The organism is Nitratiruptor sp. YY08-26 (assembly GCF_016593215.1).
Classification (GTDB): Bacteria; Campylobacterota; Campylobacteria; order Campylobacterales; family Nitratiruptoraceae; genus Nitratiruptor; species Nitratiruptor tergarcus.
Genome location: NZ_AP023063.1, coordinates 720,622 through 737,144, shown reverse-complemented (window position 1 = coordinate 737,144; position 16,523 = coordinate 720,622). Strand labels below are relative to the sequence as shown.

Below are 16,523 nucleotides of genomic sequence, written 5' to 3'. Positions count from 1 at the left end.
AGTTCTCGGATATATAGCCAAAAGGAGAAAAAATGAGACATTACGAGACACTGTTCGTGCTCAAACCAACGCTTACAGATGAAGAAAAGAAAGCGAAGTTTGACTTCATCAAAGAGGTCATAGAAAACAATGGTGGTGAAATAGTAGCCACAGAAGATGTAGGAGTAAGAAAACTTGCATATCCAATCCAAAAGTTTGAACGTGGTCACTACTATATCATCTACTTCAAAGCTCCATCAGAGACTGTAAGAGAGCTTGAGAGAATCTATAGAATTACAGAAGATGTTATTAGATTCCTCACTATAAAATATGAAACAAACAAAGATATCAGAGCTTGGGAAAAAATGGTTGAAAGAGCAAAAAAATTGAGCGGTAAAGCGAGCGAAGAAAAAGCAGAGGCATAAAATGTACAACAAAGTTATATTGGTAGGCAATCTCACAAGAGACATAGAACTCAAATATACGGGCACCGGAATGGCTATTGCAAAAACAGCAATTGCCACAAATAGAAGATTCAAAACACAAGCAGGAGAGCAAAAAGAAGAGGTCTGTTTCATAGACATAACTCTTTTTGGAAGAGCTGCAGAGATTGCCAATCAATATTTGAGCAAAGGAAGCAAGGTTTTAGTAGAGGGAAGGCTGATTTTTGAGCAATGGACTGATCAAAGCGGCAACAAGAGATCCAAACACTCTGTAGCTGTTGATAATATGCAGATGCTAGGGCGAAGTGAAGATCGCTCATCAAGCACCTCTTATGAAAAGCCAGCCTCATACGCTCAGCCAGCACAAGCCAAAGAGGCTCCTGCAAAAGAGCCTGAAATACCAGAAATCGATATCGATGAAGATGAAATTCCATTTTAGAAAGGACTAAAAAGTGGCAGAAAAAAGAAGATTCAAAAAAAGAACATGTAAATACTGTGAACAAAAAGTTGAATATATTGACTATAAAGATATAGAACTCATCAAACATACTCTCAGCGAGCGTTATAAAATCATGCCAAGACGTCTCACTGGAAACTGTAAAAAACACCAAGAGATGGTAGAAGAGGCAATCAAGAGAGCAAGACATGCTGCACTTGTCCCATACATTGTAGATAGAAAAAGAGTTGTACCTAACCCTTGGGAAGAACTGCAGCCAATCTACAAATAAGCTTCAGGGGCTTATCGCCCCTTTAAATATTTTGCATGCATTTCACATAGACAAATTTCTGATCTCCAATATCTTCTTTAAAATCAGCTACATCGCAATACTCTTTACCAAAAAAACGATTTATACTATTTGTAGTATATGAGAGCATCTTCATATGTAAAGTGGGAGACTGGGAATAACTTGGAAAATCTACAATGCTTTTTTGTATAATCTGATAAAGTTTTTCGTTTGTAAAATCGATCATACTCTCTTTACTATATGTTACAATAATTTTACCTTCAAAATCTTCCCATATTTTCCTAAAATCTTCAAAAAGCTCTGCAGGAAGCTTATCAATATTTTTGAAAACCACAATATCAAAAATGCCAAATTGGCTGAGACTCATATCTTCATCTGCTAAATTTTCACATGGAACCACACAAAAAGGTAAAGTGCGAAAGGAGTACTCATCACTATTTAAAAATCGTTCCAAAACCAGATGCGTATAATAGGCATCTTCATATCGTACTGCTAAACGTTGAGCCTCTTTGTCAAAAATATTCAGTGAACGAGTAAAATATTCAGCATATATATTTTTGCCTAAAAAGTGTTCTATTGTATAAGCTAATGTTGGATACTCACAATGTTTAATCTGTTTTTGAGAACCCATTTTGTGGAGCTTACTATTTACACTATCTACAATACCATCGAGAAACTCTTTTGCCTCTTTGAGATTAAAGCCAAAACGTCGTAAACGACTTAAAAGAATATAGCCGCTAGATTGATCTTTTGCAAGTATAAACTTTTGTGCAAGGATAGCCAAATATGCTACATATGCAAATTTAAGTTTTCTCTCACTTAGTGTCACAGGAAAGTTGATTTCTAGCTGTGGATAGAGCATGAGATTTGCAAAAACAAATCCATCATAAATATATTGGAATAATTCAAGTGTATCTACAAAATAGAGCTTGCATACTTCCAATATATCTGTAGCCACCCGACTCCGCTCTAATATTCTCATTTCAAACTCAAAAAGCTCTTTTGCACTTGTATAGCTAGCTCCTAAATCACTATCCATTTTCGCCATCAATACTGCACCTATATAGGACATTGCTAGGAGCGATTCACCCTCTCCTTTAATATCATTAAAAGGAAGAAGAGGAGCCAGTCTTTTGAAAATATTACTGAGCAAAATATTATATATTTCAAAATCAGCAAAATTAATAAGGTATTTATTTGTAAGATTAATATCATAGTGTACATATTCATACACAAGCTCTTTAACCTCTTCAAAACCTAAGCGAGCTATTGCTACTTTTACATCACTTACCTGTGCAGCGCGTGCTCGCTCAATAGAATTAGCACGTTTGAGAATCATCTCTTGGAGTTTAGGGATCGATGCAATATGGCGCTGAAATTTCTCAATAGTCGCATTAGGATCATCAAGATCAAACATTAATGAAATAACAGCCTTGTTTGTTTCAATATCTTTGTCTCTAACGACGAGCTCTTTATCAAAAGTTATTTTTGATACAAATTCACTAGTTTTTGGCATAAAAAGATGGTTTTGAATCAATTCTTGAGATACATCACATTGCAGACAAAAACCAATTTTTTTACTTTGAGGAGCACAAACTTCAGCATCACATGTAAGTTCAGCAAACTTAAGATCGACAAAATCTCCATATCCCAAATTTGCATCTTTTACATAAACCCCAACACTTTTTTTAGATATATCTGTTATTTCTCCATACTGCGTGGATAGATTTTGGACTATATACCTCTCTTCTCCTCTTTGATTAAGTACTTTTTCTTCAGTAACCTCGACTTCTTTTTTTTCTTCTTTCTTTTTTCCAAAACCAAATAGCGCCATACTATGTTACCCTCCATGTCATCAAAACTTTATCCGCTTCTTCACCATATAAAGATATAAAGTCTATATCTATAAGTTCCAATCCCAACTTCTTCAAAAAACCTATCTCATGATAATACTGTACAATTTCTTCTGCCTCTTTATTGTAGCAGCCATCTCTTTTTTCAAAAAGATAGATTTTGGTTGTCAATCTATTATCGGCAAATTCAGCATCTATCGCAACAAATTGTTCATCATTATCTAAAATTAACGATCCTTGTGCAATCTCTTCAAATCCATAGAGGGTATTCATATCACATATAAAATAACCACCCTTTTTCAAAAGATTCTTCACACAAGCGAAAAATTTTGCAAGCTCCTCTTTATCAAGATAATTGATAACATCAAATACTGCTGTGGCTGCTTCATATTTTCTATCCAACTGGCATATATCACCATGATATACCTGTAATTCTGCTTTCCTTGCACGCTCTACCATTACTCTACTAATATCGATGCCTTCAGGCTCAAAACCTGCATTTTTTGCCAATTGCATAAATGCCCCGCTCCCACACCCAATATCAAGAAAATTTTTTATACCAAGCTCTGAAAGCTTATCTAAAAAGGCCTCATAGAGTTTTTGTTTTTCCTCTTCAAATCCTAAAAGTGGCTCAATTTTCCCATAGAGATCAAGCCCCACCCAAAGCCTCCTGTAACTGCTGACGTAGCGCTAAAATTTTCTCTTTCTTATCATAGAAACTATTTTTATTAGCAATAAAATAGGCACTACTTTGCATTATAGTTAAAGCTGGTTTAAGACCATTTTGTTTCATTGTCTCACCAGTTTCGACAATATCTACAATCATATCAGCTAGTCCCACCAAAGGGGCAAGCTCAATAGAGCCGTAGAGTTTAATAATCTCCACTGGAATTGCTTTTTTGCTAAAAAACTCCCTTGTAATGTTCTCCATCTTCGTAGCAACTCTGTAACTTGGCTTATTAAATGTAAGCTCTTCATCTTCTTTAATACCAATACTTACACTGCAAGCACCAAAACCAAGATCCAGAAGTCTTACGAGATCGAGCCCTTTTTCTTCAAGCACATCAAGTCCCACAACACCAAGGTCGGCTGCTTGATGATAAACATAGATTGGAACATCTTGATTGCGTACACGTAAAAAACGAAAATCATCTATCTCTAAAATAAGTTTTCTCTCTCCAAATCGAAACTCTTTTGCAAATATTTTTTCAAAAAGAGCCAATGAGTCATCACCAATACGCCCCTTAGGCAGTGCGATCGTTAACATAAACCTTTCCTTTGTACCAGTTTTTCTAAATGTTTAAAAAGTAGTAATGGATCATATAGCGCTTCAGGAATATAATGATGGAGCAACTCCCCATCACCACCTGTTATATAGATCCTCATATCAAACTGCTTTATTGCAAGAACAATTGGCTTTATAATTCCATAACTTATAGCTGAAAGTGTATTTTGCGGTAAATGTGTTAAATCTACTTCTTGTAATGTATCAATCGCAAGTCTACTTGAAATCTCTGCAAAATCTCTTTGCAAAAAACGAATTCCCGGTATTATAAAACCACCTTTATGTCTACCTTTTTCCATCACATCTACTGTTATTGCACTTCCAGCATCTACAATCACTCCCTCTTCAACTCCCCAACACAAAGCTTTACGGTCAACACCTAAACCTTTATAAGATGTATCAAGAGTAATATATTGCTCCAAGTTAATCCAGTTTTCAAACTCTTCTAAAAGCTTTTCTACTTTGGGATTGACATTGATAAAGCAAACTTTTTGCCTCCTATACTGCTTAATCTGCGTAATAGGTATGCGCTTAAGTTCTTTTCCATCATAAAATTTTGCAAAACTATTGCCTATATCACACAATAGCATCTACTCTCCAACCAACCTCTTGCAAATACTCTTTTGCTTTGGAGCAAAGGGGAGCATGATAGAGGAGGTATTTGTAGCGAAATCCATGCTTAACAGGAAGGCTTTGCACTAACTCCTCATAACTTTTTGCATCTTTAAGCAAAATTCTGCTTTTACGATCTACATATACTATTACATAGTACTTTTTATGAGTATCTAAACCTATATATATTTCTAAACGCTTTTTAATGCCAAGTTTTTTTAAATCAAGTTTTGTAAATTTTTCAAAAACAATACCCTTTTTACGAAAAAAATCTACCAATTCTCTCATAGTTTTTTGAGTTCGAAATAGTTATTGTCATAGAAAATTTTATCTTTGGATGTAAAGATATACTCCTCTATGCCACTTGGAAATCCAAAGATATTAGAAACACGCAGATCTTTATCAACAGCAATGATATAGCCCTCTTTCTCTACTACATAGATATACTCTCCATATACTGCACCTGTAAAATGTGCAAAAGGATATTTTCTTCTCTTCATGATACTGAGTTGGGGATCAGTGAGAATTATCTCTCCATCTTTTGTGAGAAGATATACTCTTCCTTTTGCATAAAGTACATCACTAAGAGACAAATCCAATGTATTTGAAAATGTTGGGCTTACCGAAATAATTTTATTGGGTGTGGCTGCAATAAGCTTTTCATCTATTACATCGAGAAAAATCACATTATTAAAATGTTTTTTTGTACCAACTATGAGAGTGCGAAGCTCTTTGCCTGTAGGATCTACAACAACAAGTTTTCCATCAAGTGTTGGAAAAACTGTAAGTTGTCCAAGAAAAAAAGGATTAGCTATTTTTGTATCTACAGCTATGCTCTTGCCTTGCTCTGTTGCATAAATAACATGTTTGTCTACAATATCGTAAAGCATCAAAGAGTTATCATCAAATACAAGTGCAACTCTTTTATCTTTTGTAATATTTGCTGCAATAGGTGATCGCATTGTAAAGTGTTTTTGCAATACCTTTTTATGAGATTTGCTATCAATGACAAGTAGATCACCACACTTATTTGCAGCTATATAGTAGCCATTACTCTTATTTATAAAAAGATACCCTTTTGGTAATCTATAATTTTCTAAACCATCTTTGGAAATAAACTCTCCATCTTCAAGAGTTGCTCCATCACGTAAAACATCCACTATAGGTGCTGGCAATTTTCCATCAAAATCCACATACCCCGCTATCTCTTTTGGCTCAAAATATCTTTTGCTGCTACATCCTACAAAAAGAAGCAACAAAAGAGCAAAAAGTATCAACTTTCTCATTTTTTTACCTTTGCACCGTAGTGTCCAAGAAGCAGAGCATAAGGATATGCAGCAGAAGATTTATCAATATTTTCGATTTTCTTACGTCCTACAGCTATTGCATCTTTCATGAAATCCATATAAGCACTATCTAAATATGCAAAATCACGTAAAATTGCATCAGAATTATTTGCATATCGTTCAAGTGCTTTATTATCTTTTTTGATAACTGCAATATGGTATTTTGCAAGATCTCCAAGTACTCTATCATCTCCATTTGCAATCTTTTGGAGTGCTTCTATATCACTTTTCTCTATAGCTTTTTGATAGATATAGAGTGCATAGAGTTTGGGATTTTTGTTTTTAAGAGTTTGTAAAGCTTCTTTATCCTGAGGATTTTGCAATAGAGAATTGTAAGCAGCATTACTTACTTCGAGGTTGTGTGTTTTCATCATATCGTAGCCAACATACCCTAAAAATCCTATAACTACAAGAACCACTAGAGCTGTTATCTTTTTTTTATGTTTTTTATAAAACTTTTCTGCTTTTATTACCGATTCTAAAAACTTCTCCTCACTATCCAACTCTTTTTTTATATATTCAATATTATCTTTTGTACTCAATGTCACTCCTTCAATAAATTCACCTAATATTATCAAACAAAACATTATTTTATGGTAAAATACGAAAAATTTTACGAAGGTTTGGGATGAAAAAGATTGATGAAAATCTGCTCCAAAGGCTGCAAACTCTTAGTATGATTCAGATAAAAGATGAAAACAGAGATCGCATTCTCGAAGATCTCAATAAATTCTTAGAATTTGTAGATGTTTTAGATGAGCTTGATATATCTTCATATGCAGCTACGTACAGTCCAATAGAAGCAAGTGCTCCTCTTCGCAAAGATATTCCGCAAAACCAGAGTGATATCGGACAAAAAATCTTACGCAATGCACCAAAAAGTGAAGATGACTTTTTTATTGTCCCTAAAATAATCGAATAGGACATTTATGGTAGATATCAACTCTTTACTCAAAACTGTTGTGGCACATAAAGCTTCAGATCTCCATTTGGTTTTTGGGAGTGAACCGCAAGTAAGAATCGATGGAAGACTTATCCCACTCAATCTTCCTGTCTTAACTGGCAAAGAGATACAAACATTGTGCTACTCTCTCTTAACTGATAAACAAAAGAAAGAGTTTGAAGAAAATTATGAGCTTGATTTTGCCTTCAGTATCCCCAATGTTGGACGTTTCCGTGCAAACTATTACAAAACTTTAGGAGAAGTTGCAGCTGCATTTCGTATTATTCCACAAGAAATTCCAAGTATTGATGATTTGGGACAGCCTCCTATATTTAAAGATATTATTAAACGAGAAAAGGGACTCATACTTGTCACTGGTCCTACTGGAAGTGGTAAATCAACTACTCTCGCTGCAATGCTTAATGAAATTAACAATGTCGAGCATAAGCATATAATTACTATAGAAGATCCTGTTGAGTTTATACATAAAAATAAAAAATCCCTCTTTTCCCACCGCGAGTTAGGATTTGATACAAAAAGTTTTGCAGTCGCGCTCAAATATGCCTTGCGTGAAGATCCCGATGTCATATTGATTGGAGAGATGCGAGATCGTGAAACAATCAAAGCAGCCCTCACTGCAGCTGAAACTGGTCACTTGGTATTTGGGACCCTCCATACCAACTCTGCACCTCAAACTATCAATAGAATTATAGATGTTTTTGGTGGTGATGAGCAACCACAAATAAGAGCACAACTCTCCACAAGTCTTGTGGCTGTTATATCCCAAGCACTTTTGCCAAAAATTGAAGGTGGAAGAGTAGCTGTTTATGAAATCCTCGTCAACAATCCAGCTATCGCAAACCTTATTCGAGAAAACAAAATACACCAGATCTATTCACAAATGCAGTTAGGGCGGCAACAAACAGGTATGCAAACACAAACAAAAGTTTTACAAAAACTCCTCTTACAAAAAGTAATAGACAAAGAGACTGCAATAAAATTCTCTAATAGACCAGAAGAGTTAATGAACTTTATAAAAAATCTTTAAAGGAAATAGATGACGTTTGACTATTTCGATCTCATCATTGGCGCACTCATTATCTTTTTAGGACTCAAAGGTATCATAGACGGTTTTATAAAAGAGTTTTTTGGATTAGCAGGAATTATAGGTGGTATATACTATGGTTCACGCTATGCAGAGAGTGTAGGGAATTGGATTAGTGATAACCTCTATCACATAAAAAATGAAGCAGCACTCACTTTCGTAGGGTTTCTTGCTGCACTCTTTGCAATCTGGATCGGGATGGTAATACTAGGAAATCTTATAACCAAATTGACACATGCAAGTGGAATGGGATTTTTTAACAAACTTCTTGGCCTTCTATTTGGTTGGGCAAAAATTTTTCTCATCTTCTCTGTCATCATATATGCAATTTCTAGCATTGAAATAACAAAAAAAGTGCTAGAAAAATATACTAAAAACTCTATTCTCTATCCTCTTCTTGTACAAACAGGAAGCTATATAATCAAACTTAAACCAGAAGATTTCGTTTCTCCAAATGTACAAAAACAGGGAAAAGAGTTTACGAAAAAGGTCTCAAATGATGTGCAAGAGAGTGCAGTAGAAACGGTTAAAAACAGGGCTATCAAAGCAATAGAGCAAAATATATCGAAGGAGAAGCATTGATATTTGATAATCAATATGAACAACAGCGTATACAAAAAGCCGAAGAACTTCGCAAAGAGGGTATTAATCCTTATGGACACGGCTTTTGTAAAGAGATAACAAATAAGCAATTTTTAGAAAAATATGCATATGTCAAAGAGCGTGAAGAGAAAAAAGATGAATCAGTATGTGTAAAACTCAATGGACGCATCAAATTTTTGCGTCATATGGGCAAAGCAGCATTTGCCAAAATAGAAGATGAAAGTGGTATAGTCCAGATATATTTTAATCAAGACTCATTAGGGAAAGAGTGGTTCAAAAAGGTAAAAAAACTTATCGAAGTTGGAGATATTATTGAAGCCATCGGGTATCCATTTGTAACAAAAACAGGGGAGCTGACCCTCCATGCAAATGAACTCAATCTCGTGACAAAAGCAATTGTACCACTCCCTGAAAAATACCACGGATTGCAAGATAAAGAGTTACGTTATCGCCAACGCTATCTTGATCTTATTATGAATCCAGATGTCAAAAAAGTTTTCGTATTAAGAAGTCGTATTGTAAGCCTTATTCGTGATTTTTTTGAAAATCATGGCTTTTTAGAGGTAGAGACTCCTATGATGCACCCAATCCCTGGTGGAGCAAATGCAAGGCCTTTCATTACCCATCATAATGCTTTAGGAGTTGATAGATATCTTCGCATTGCACCAGAACTTTATCTCAAACGGCTCATTGTGGGAGGTTTTGAAGCGGTATTTGAGATTAATAGAAACTTCCGCAACGAAGGTATGGATGCTACCCATAATCCAGAATTTACAATGATAGAGTTTTACTGGGCATACCATACCTATGAAGATTTAATGAAACTCACTGAAGATCTTTTTGATTATCTCTTTGAAAAACTTGGACTTCCTAAAAAACTTCCCTATGGTGAGCATACAATCGATTTTTCTACACCGTTTGATAAAATTAAATACAAAGATGCAATAGTTGAAATAGGTGATGTTCCTCAAGAGGTTGTAGAGGATAAAGAGAAGATCATTTCTTATCTTAAAGAGAGAGGTATAGAGCTTGAGTTTCCACATAAAATGAGCTTAGGTGCATTGCAAGCAGAACTTTTTGACAACTTTGTCGAAGAAAAACTCATCAATCCAACTTTTATCACCCATTTTCCAATCGATATCAGCCCACTTGCAAGAAGAAGTGATGACAATCCGGAAATTGCAGAGCGTTTTGAGCTCTTTATAGCAGGCAAAGAGATAGCCAACGGATTTAATGAGCTTAACGATCCATTAGATCAATATGAACGTTTCAAAACACAAGTTGCGAGTAAAGATGTAGATGATGAAGCGATGCATATGGATGAGGATTTTGTAAGAGCCTTAGGACATGGAATGCCTCCAACTGCTGGAGAAGGTATAGGAATCGATAGATTAGTAATGCTCCTTACAAATCAACACTCTATTAGAGATGTAATACTCTTTCCTGCAATGCGACCATTACCAAAAGAAGAAAAAGGAGAAAAAGAATAATGGATTTTTTAAAAAATGCAGACCCAGAAGTTTTTAACATATTAGAAAATGAGCTACAAAGGCAAACAGATCATCTTGAAATGATTGCAAGTGAAAACTTCACCTCTCCAGCCGTTATGGAAGCAATGGGAAGTATTTTTACAAACAAATATGCCGAGGGCTATCCTGGCAAACGCTATTATGGTGGCTGTGAATATGCTGATGCTGTAGAAGAACTTGCAATTGAAAGAGCCAAAAAACTCTTTGGATGTGAATATGTCAATGTACAACCCCACTCTGGTAGTCAAGCCAACCAGGGGGTCTATTTAGCACTTTTAAAACCATACGACAAAATATTGGGAATGGATTTAAGCCATGGGGGTCACCTCACACATGGTGCTAAAGTCAATGCAAGTGGGAAAATCTATCAAAGCTTTTTCTATGGTGTCAATGATGAGGGGTGGATCGATTATGACAGGGTATTAGATATAGCAAAAATAGTGAGACCAAAACTTATTGTCTGCGGCGCAAGTGCATACCCAAGAGTAATTGACTTTAAAAAGTTTCGCGAAATTGCTGATGAAGTGGGTGCACTATTAATGGCAGATATTGCCCATATTGCAGGACTTGTAGCAGCCGGTGAACATCCAAGTCCTTTTCCTTACTGCGATGTGGTAACAACTACTACACACAAAACTCTTCGAGGCCCAAGAGGCGGTATGATTATGACCAATGATGCTGATATCGCCAAAAAGATCAATAGTGCTATCTTTCCTGGAATCCAAGGTGGGCCTCTTGTGCATGTCATTGCTGCAAAAGCAGTAGGATTTGGCGAAAACTTGAAGCCTGCATGGAAAGAGTATGCAAAACAGGTGCGCAAAAATGCTTCAACTTTGGCAACTGTACTCATGAACAGAGGCTACAATGTAGTAAGTGGCGGTACTGACAACCACCTTGTACTTGTAAGCTTTCTTGACAAAGATTTTAGCGGGAAAGATGCAGATGAAGCACTCGGACGTGCTGGAATTACAGTCAATAAAAATACTGTCCCGGGAGAGACAAGAAGTCCGTTTGTTACAAGCGGTATCCGTATCGGAAGCCCAGCACTTACAGCTCGAGGCATGAAAGAGGGTGAATTTGAGCTTATAGCAACCCGCATCGCTGATGTCCTTGACAATATCGAAGATGTCAATCTCCAAGAAAAGATCAAAAAAGAGATGGTAGCACTTGCTCGCAAATTCATTATCTACGATCGTCCTACCTTCTAAGGGATCTTTCCCTTATGAAGCTCTCTTTTAGTAAAATATATTATAATATCTTCTAACTTGCCTAAAGGATTTACTATGGCTAATGAGCAAATGGATAATTTTGAAGATCTTGAAGAGCTTCATACCAATGAACTTGATGATATAGTCTTAGAAAAATATGAAAAAAAGAATAAAATCAAAAGGTATCTTCTCATTAGCGGTTCACTCCTTCTTATCTTTTTAATTGTCCTTAGCATCGTCAAAATGATTTCAGACTCCTCTTCTGCACCACAAGAGAGTTTGGTAGAAACTCAAGAGGTTCCCACTCAACAAGAGCAATTGTCTGAGCCTTCTAATATGCAAGAAGTCCCCATTATCGAAGAAGATACTATAAAAAAAGAAGAGAGCGAAATATCGCAGGTCATTAATGAAGTTATGAAAAAAGAGAAAGAGATTGCAGCTACAAATCAAAATGAGCCTCCTCAACGTAAGATTATCCCATCCCACCCTGTTGAAAAAAAAGTGCAAACTAAGCCTGTCGTAAAACCTAAAAAAGTAGCAAAAGAGACAAAAAAAGCCCTTACAAAAACTCCTCCAAAACATACCAAAAAAACACAACAAGTAGTAAAAACTGGCTCATACTATATCCAGGTAGGCGCTTTTTTAAAATATTATCCTGATAAGGCCTTTTTGAAAAAAATCAAAAAAGCTGGTTTTAACTATATTATCAAAGAGGTCATAAGCAATGGAAAAAAGATTAGACGCGTCTATATAGGACCATTTCAAAGTCGTAAAGAAGCGAGTAAATACCTCGGGAAGGTACGTTCTAAAATTAGTAAAAATGCATTCATTACAAGGATACGATAGATGATTTTTTACCGGCAGTTTATGCTCGATGAGTTTACTCCCATTGCTCTGTATGAAAAAGCTAAAGATTTTTTCAAAAATGAAAAGAGCTACCTTTTTGAGAGCGTCGTCAATACAAGCGATGGCAACTTTAGCTACATAATATGTGGAGAAAAAGAGGCTATTTGGAGTGAAAATGGCAAAAGCTTCTATAAAAACAGTGAAGGAGATATTGAAGAGGTAGAGAGTAATCCACTCCTCTTTATGAAAAGGTATTACAAAAATATCGATTTTGCACAATATAAAAAGATTTCAAAAGAGCTTAGTGTAGGTTTTATAGACGGTTTTATTGGCTATATCGGATATGATATGGTACAAGAGTTTGAACCGGTACTCAAAAAATATATGCAAAATCTTAAAGACGAACTGCATACTCCAGATTTTTATATGCTTCGTCCAAAACTCATCATCGCTTATAGCCACAAAAACTCCACACTAACACTGATTACATCAACAAAAGAGATAGAAGAACAGATTTTTCCTCCTATAGAAAGTGCCATAAAAGATAGCTACCAATATACACCTCTTAAAAAAGCAAAGCTTTTAGGAGAAGCCACATTTGCTCATAGCAAAGAGAAATTTTTTGCTATGGTTGAAAAGAGCAAACAGATGATTCGCAGTGGCGATGTTTTTCAGATAGTTATCTCCAATCGTCTCAAGCAAAAAGCGGTTGTGGATCGCTTCAGCTTTTATCGCAAACTCAGATCCCTCAACCCTTCTCCATATCTCTTTTTATTGGAATTTGAAGATTTTGCGATTGCAGGAAGTAGTCCAGAGGTCATGGTACGCCTTACAGATAGAGAGATCCTCTTGCGTCCAATTGCTGGTACTCGTAAACGCGGTAATACGGCTAAGAGGGACAAAGAGCTTGAAATCGAGATGCTCAACGACCCAAAAGAGGTGGCCGAACATGTCATGCTCATAGACCTTGGGCGTAACGATGTGGGAAGAGTAGCAAAAGCTGGAACTGTCAAGGTGCCAGAAATAATGCGCATAGAGCGCTACAGCCATGTAATGCACATGGTAAGTGATGTAGTAGGTATTTTGGATGAGAAATATGACATGTTTGATCTTTTTATGGCTACTTTTACTGCTGGCACAATGACAGGAGCGCCAAAAATTAGAGCGATGGAGCTTATTGCAGAGTTTGAGGGACTAAAAAGAGGATATTACAGCGGGAGTATCGGCTATTTTGGCTTCAATGGAGATATGGATAGCGCCATAACTATACGCACCGCACTCTTGAAAGAGAATGAAGTTATTTTCCAAGCAGGTGCTGGAATAGTAGCAGACAGTAAACCTGAGCTTGAGTATCTCGAAGTTAATAATAAACTTGGTGCACTCAAAAAAGCTTTAGAGGAACTAGCCCAATGAAACTTTATGCAATTTTTGGCAACCCTGTAGCTCATTCCATCTCTCCAACAATACATAACTATGCCTTTATGCATCTTAAATTTCCTGGTTGCTACACCAAAATCTTCGTAGAGGATGGTAGTAAGCTCAAAGAGAGGTTTTTTGCACTACAACTCCGAGGTCTCAACATCACTGTTCCTCATAAAGAGTGGGCTTATAAACTTGCTGATGAAGTTTTTGGCATTGCAAAAGAGGTAGAAGCTGTTAATACCTGGTATAGCAAAGATGGAAAAATTTATGCGTACAATACTGATGCTCCTGGATTTTATGAAAGCATAAAGGAGTATGAGTTTTCTAATATTCTCATCTTAGGAGCTGGAGGTACCGCAAAAGCGATAGCCCTCTATCTCAAGGAGCAAGGCTACGATCCGCAAATACTTAATAGAAGTGAAAAAAGACTTTCTTTTTTCAAAGAAAGAGGCTTTAGCTGTTATACGTGGGATGAGTTTTCTGTACAAAAGTATGATCTTATTATCAATACCACTTCTGCAGGACTAACTGATAATAGCTTGCCTGCTCCTCAAGATATCTTACTTCCTCTTATGCAGCAGGCAAAATACGCAGTAGATGTTATTTACAATAAACTCACACCTTTTTTAGCCCTTGCAAAAGATCTAGGACTCACTTATAAAGATGGTACAGATATGCTACTGTATCAAGGGGTTTTAGCATTTGAGATTTTTACCGATTTTATTTATGAAAAAGAAGAGATTATAAAACTTATGAGAAGATCGCTTCAACTGTAATTGTCATTTATAAAGAATAAGAAACGTAAAATACGTCTCTTATAAAGGATAGAGAATCTACTTTTGAAGAGGGAAGCCTGCTGCTTTCCACTCCAATATACCACCTCTTAAATTGTAAACTTTTTTTGCTCCCCAGCTCTCAAACCATCTACTCGCAGTCACACTTCTATTGCCACTACGACAGTAGACGAGTACTGTTTTGTCCTTTATTCCCAAACCACCAAGTTTGAGATACTGAAAAACTTGTACGGGAACAAGATTGGCTCCCAAAATGTGCTCTTCTTGAAACTCCTGAGGAGTACGCACATCAAAAAGCACAATATCTTTTTGGCGCATGAGATTTGCAAACTCTTTAGCATTTACATTTTCAAAGGCAAAAGAGCTTGCAATCATTGCGCACAAAAATAAGAATATTCGCATTAAAGATCCTTAAATGTTTCAGCTACCATAAATGCAAGCTCAAGCGCTTGATTAGCATTGAGGCGAGGATCGCATTGCGTGTGGTAACGGCTATTGAGTGCATCTTCTGTAATAGAAGCGCTAATACTTCCTGTACATTCAGTAACATCACTTCCCGTCATCTCAAGATGCATTCCTCCAGGTATTGTTCCTTCAGCTTTATGTATCTGAATAAACTGTTTTACTTCAGATAAGATCTTTTCAAAATCTCTCGTTTTGAGTCCACCACCTGTTTTATATGTATTTCCATGCATCGGATCGATACTCCAAACTACCTCTTTACCCGCTTCTTTGACAGTGCGAAGAAGTGGAGGAAAGAGTTCTCCTATCTTCTCTGCTCCCATTCTCACGATGAGAGTCAATCTTCCTGGCTCATTTTCAGGATTAAGTTTATCAATGAGTTCTAAAAGCTCATGTGGTTTCATAGAAGGGCCCACTTTGACACCAATTGGATTTTTAATACCTCTAAAAAACTCTACATGCGCCCCATTAGGATCTCTTGTGCGATCCCCAATCCATAGAAAATGTGCACTACAATCATACCAATCACCAGTAAAAGTATCTTTTCGTGTGAGTGCCTCTTCATAATTGAGAAGCAATGCTTCATGAGAAGTATAGAGTGTGGTTTGCTTGAGTTGTGGCGTATTATCTGGATTTACTCCACACGCTTCCATGAAACGGAGCGCTTCAGTAATTTTATCAGCCAACTCCTCAAAACGACTCTCAAGTTCATTCCCTTGTAGAAACTCGAGATTCCATTTATGTACTGCACGTAGATCCGCAAACCCTCCACGCGCATAGGCACGTATGAGATTGAGCGTAGCTGCAGATTTATAGTACGCTTCAAGAAGCTTTTCTGGCTTTGGCTCTCTCGCTTCTTCGCTAAAAGCAATATCATTGACTATATCACCGCGGTAGCTAGGAAGTTTTACTCCCCCTATCTCTTCATAATCGCTACTGCGAGGTTTTGCATACTGCCCTGCAATACGCCCGATTTTTACAACAGGCTTTCCTGTTGCATACATCAAAACCATATTCATCTGCAAAAGCACTTTGAAAAGATCGCGAATGTTAGCTGCATTGAAGTTAGCAAAACTCTCTGCACAGTCACCACCTTGCAACAAAATCGCCTCCCCTTTTGCAACCTTTGCAAGATCTTTTTTAAGTTCTCTGGCTTCACCTGCAAAGATGAGGGGTGGAAATGTTTTAATCTCTGCTTCAATACTGTGAAGCTTATCTAAATCTTTATAAGTTGGTTGTTGTTTTATAGGAAAGTCTCTCCAACTACTCGGACTCCAGCTCATAGTTCTACCCTTTGTTGAAATTGCGCCATTATACCAAAAAGTTTCTTCTCTTTTGCAAAACTTT

Annotated in this window: 20 protein-coding genes; 11 read left to right on the top strand and 9 right to left on the bottom strand. The window is 36.5% G+C overall.

The window, feature by feature from the left end; translation table 11 throughout:
- Nucleotides 1-32 precede the first annotated feature (32 nt).
- The 3 genes from rpsF to rpsR are packed head-to-tail and all read left to right on the top strand — an operon-like array spanning nt 33 to nt 1,150.
- Entirely contained in the window at nt 33-404 is a 372-nt protein-coding gene (rpsF, locus tag JG738_RS04060; RefSeq protein ID WP_201338486.1) for a 30S ribosomal protein S6, read from the top strand.
- Nucleotide 405: 1 nt separating this feature from the next.
- Complete coding sequence (ssb, locus tag JG738_RS04055; RefSeq protein WP_084275606.1) at nt 406-861, top strand: single-stranded DNA-binding protein; 456 nt, start codon at nt 406-408, stop codon at nt 859-861.
- Nucleotides 862-874: 13 nt separating this feature from the next.
- Nucleotides 875-1,150 carry a 30S ribosomal protein S18 gene (rpsR, locus tag JG738_RS04050; RefSeq protein WP_084275605.1) on the top strand — a complete coding sequence of 92 codons (276 nt, stop codon included), beginning with the start codon at nt 875-877 and terminating at the stop codon, nt 1,148-1,150.
- Nucleotides 1,151-1,172: 22 nt separating this feature from the next.
- Here rpsR and JG738_RS04045 read toward each other — a convergent pair whose 3' ends face one another.
- The 7 genes from JG738_RS04045 to JG738_RS04015 are packed head-to-tail and all read right to left on the bottom strand — an operon-like array spanning nt 1,173 to nt 6,806.
- Nucleotides 1,173-3,002, bottom strand: a complete 1,830-nt coding sequence (locus tag JG738_RS04045; RefSeq protein WP_201338485.1) for an HDOD domain-containing protein — start codon at nt 3,000-3,002, stop codon at nt 1,173-1,175.
- Nucleotide 3,003: 1 nt separating this feature from the next.
- Complete coding sequence (locus tag JG738_RS04040) at nt 3,004-3,681, bottom strand: class I SAM-dependent methyltransferase (protein WP_201338484.1); 678 nt, start codon at nt 3,679-3,681, stop codon at nt 3,004-3,006.
- Complete coding sequence (gene hisG, locus JG738_RS04035; protein WP_201338483.1) at nt 3,671-4,288, bottom strand: ATP phosphoribosyltransferase; 618 nt, start codon at nt 4,286-4,288, stop codon at nt 3,671-3,673. The genes JG738_RS04040 and hisG overlap by 11 nt, the downstream gene beginning before the upstream one ends.
- Entirely contained in the window at nt 4,282-4,896 is a 615-nt protein-coding gene (locus JG738_RS04030; RefSeq protein WP_201338482.1) for a type III pantothenate kinase, read from the bottom strand. Before JG738_RS04030 ends, hisG begins: the two co-directional genes overlap by 7 nt.
- Complete coding sequence (locus JG738_RS04025; protein WP_201338481.1) at nt 4,883-5,206, bottom strand: hypothetical protein; 324 nt, start codon at nt 5,204-5,206, stop codon at nt 4,883-4,885. The genes JG738_RS04030 and JG738_RS04025 overlap by 14 nt, the downstream gene beginning before the upstream one ends.
- Nucleotides 5,203-6,204 (bottom strand): hypothetical protein, encoded by a 1,002-nt coding sequence (locus tag JG738_RS04020; protein WP_201338480.1) that lies wholly within the window; start codon nt 6,202-6,204, stop codon nt 5,203-5,205. Before JG738_RS04020 ends, JG738_RS04025 begins: the two co-directional genes overlap by 4 nt.
- Complete coding sequence (locus tag JG738_RS04015; protein ID WP_201338479.1) at nt 6,201-6,806, bottom strand: tetratricopeptide repeat protein; 606 nt, start codon at nt 6,804-6,806, stop codon at nt 6,201-6,203. Before JG738_RS04015 ends, JG738_RS04020 begins: the two co-directional genes overlap by 4 nt.
- Before the next feature lie 86 nt (nt 6,807-6,892).
- On the opposite strand from JG738_RS04015, the gene gatC reads away from it, so the two are divergent.
- The 8 genes from gatC (at nt 6,893) to JG738_RS03975 (ending at nt 14,696) form a co-directional block, all read left to right on the top strand.
- Nucleotides 6,893-7,186, top strand: a complete 294-nt coding sequence (gene gatC, locus JG738_RS04010; protein WP_201338478.1) for an Asp-tRNA(Asn)/Glu-tRNA(Gln) amidotransferase subunit GatC — start codon at nt 6,893-6,895, stop codon at nt 7,184-7,186.
- A 7-nt stretch (nt 7,187-7,193) separates the two neighbouring features.
- On the top strand, nt 7,194-8,255 hold the full coding sequence (locus JG738_RS04005) for a type IV pilus twitching motility protein PilT (RefSeq protein WP_201338477.1): 1,062 nt from the start codon (nt 7,194-7,196) through the stop codon (nt 8,253-8,255).
- Between the two features lie 9 nt (nt 8,256-8,264).
- Nucleotides 8,265-8,894, top strand: a complete 630-nt coding sequence (locus JG738_RS04000; protein ID WP_201338476.1) for a CvpA family protein — start codon at nt 8,265-8,267, stop codon at nt 8,892-8,894.
- Nucleotides 8,894-10,405, top strand: coding sequence for a lysine--tRNA ligase (gene lysS / locus JG738_RS03995; protein ID WP_370583674.1), 1,512 nt, complete (start codon nt 8,894-8,896; stop codon nt 10,403-10,405). Before JG738_RS04000 ends, lysS begins: the two co-directional genes overlap by 1 nt.
- Nucleotides 10,405-11,652, top strand: a complete 1,248-nt coding sequence (locus JG738_RS03990; RefSeq protein ID WP_201338474.1) for a serine hydroxymethyltransferase — start codon at nt 10,405-10,407, stop codon at nt 11,650-11,652. The genes lysS and JG738_RS03990 overlap by 1 nt, the downstream gene beginning before the upstream one ends.
- Before the next feature lie 75 nt (nt 11,653-11,727).
- On the top strand, nt 11,728-12,498 hold the full coding sequence (locus JG738_RS03985; RefSeq protein WP_201338473.1) for an SPOR domain-containing protein: 771 nt from the start codon (nt 11,728-11,730) through the stop codon (nt 12,496-12,498).
- On the top strand, nt 12,499-13,911 hold the full coding sequence (locus JG738_RS03980) for an anthranilate synthase component I family protein (RefSeq protein ID WP_201338472.1): 1,413 nt from the start codon (nt 12,499-12,501) through the stop codon (nt 13,909-13,911).
- Nucleotides 13,908-14,696, top strand: coding sequence for a shikimate dehydrogenase (locus tag JG738_RS03975; protein WP_201338471.1), 789 nt, complete (start codon nt 13,908-13,910; stop codon nt 14,694-14,696). The genes JG738_RS03980 and JG738_RS03975 overlap by 4 nt, the downstream gene beginning before the upstream one ends.
- A 57-nt stretch (nt 14,697-14,753) precedes the next feature.
- Here the strand turns inward: JG738_RS03975 and JG738_RS03970 are convergent, their stop codons facing one another.
- A complete protein-coding gene (locus JG738_RS03970) occupies nt 14,754-15,116 on the bottom strand; it encodes a rhodanese-like domain-containing protein (RefSeq protein WP_201338470.1) in 363 nt (120 codons plus the stop codon).
- Entirely contained in the window at nt 15,116-16,459 is a 1,344-nt protein-coding gene (locus tag JG738_RS03965) for a class II 3-deoxy-7-phosphoheptulonate synthase (protein ID WP_201338469.1), read from the bottom strand. The genes JG738_RS03970 and JG738_RS03965 overlap by 1 nt, the downstream gene beginning before the upstream one ends.
- Between the last annotated feature and the right edge of the window lie 64 nt (nt 16,460-16,523).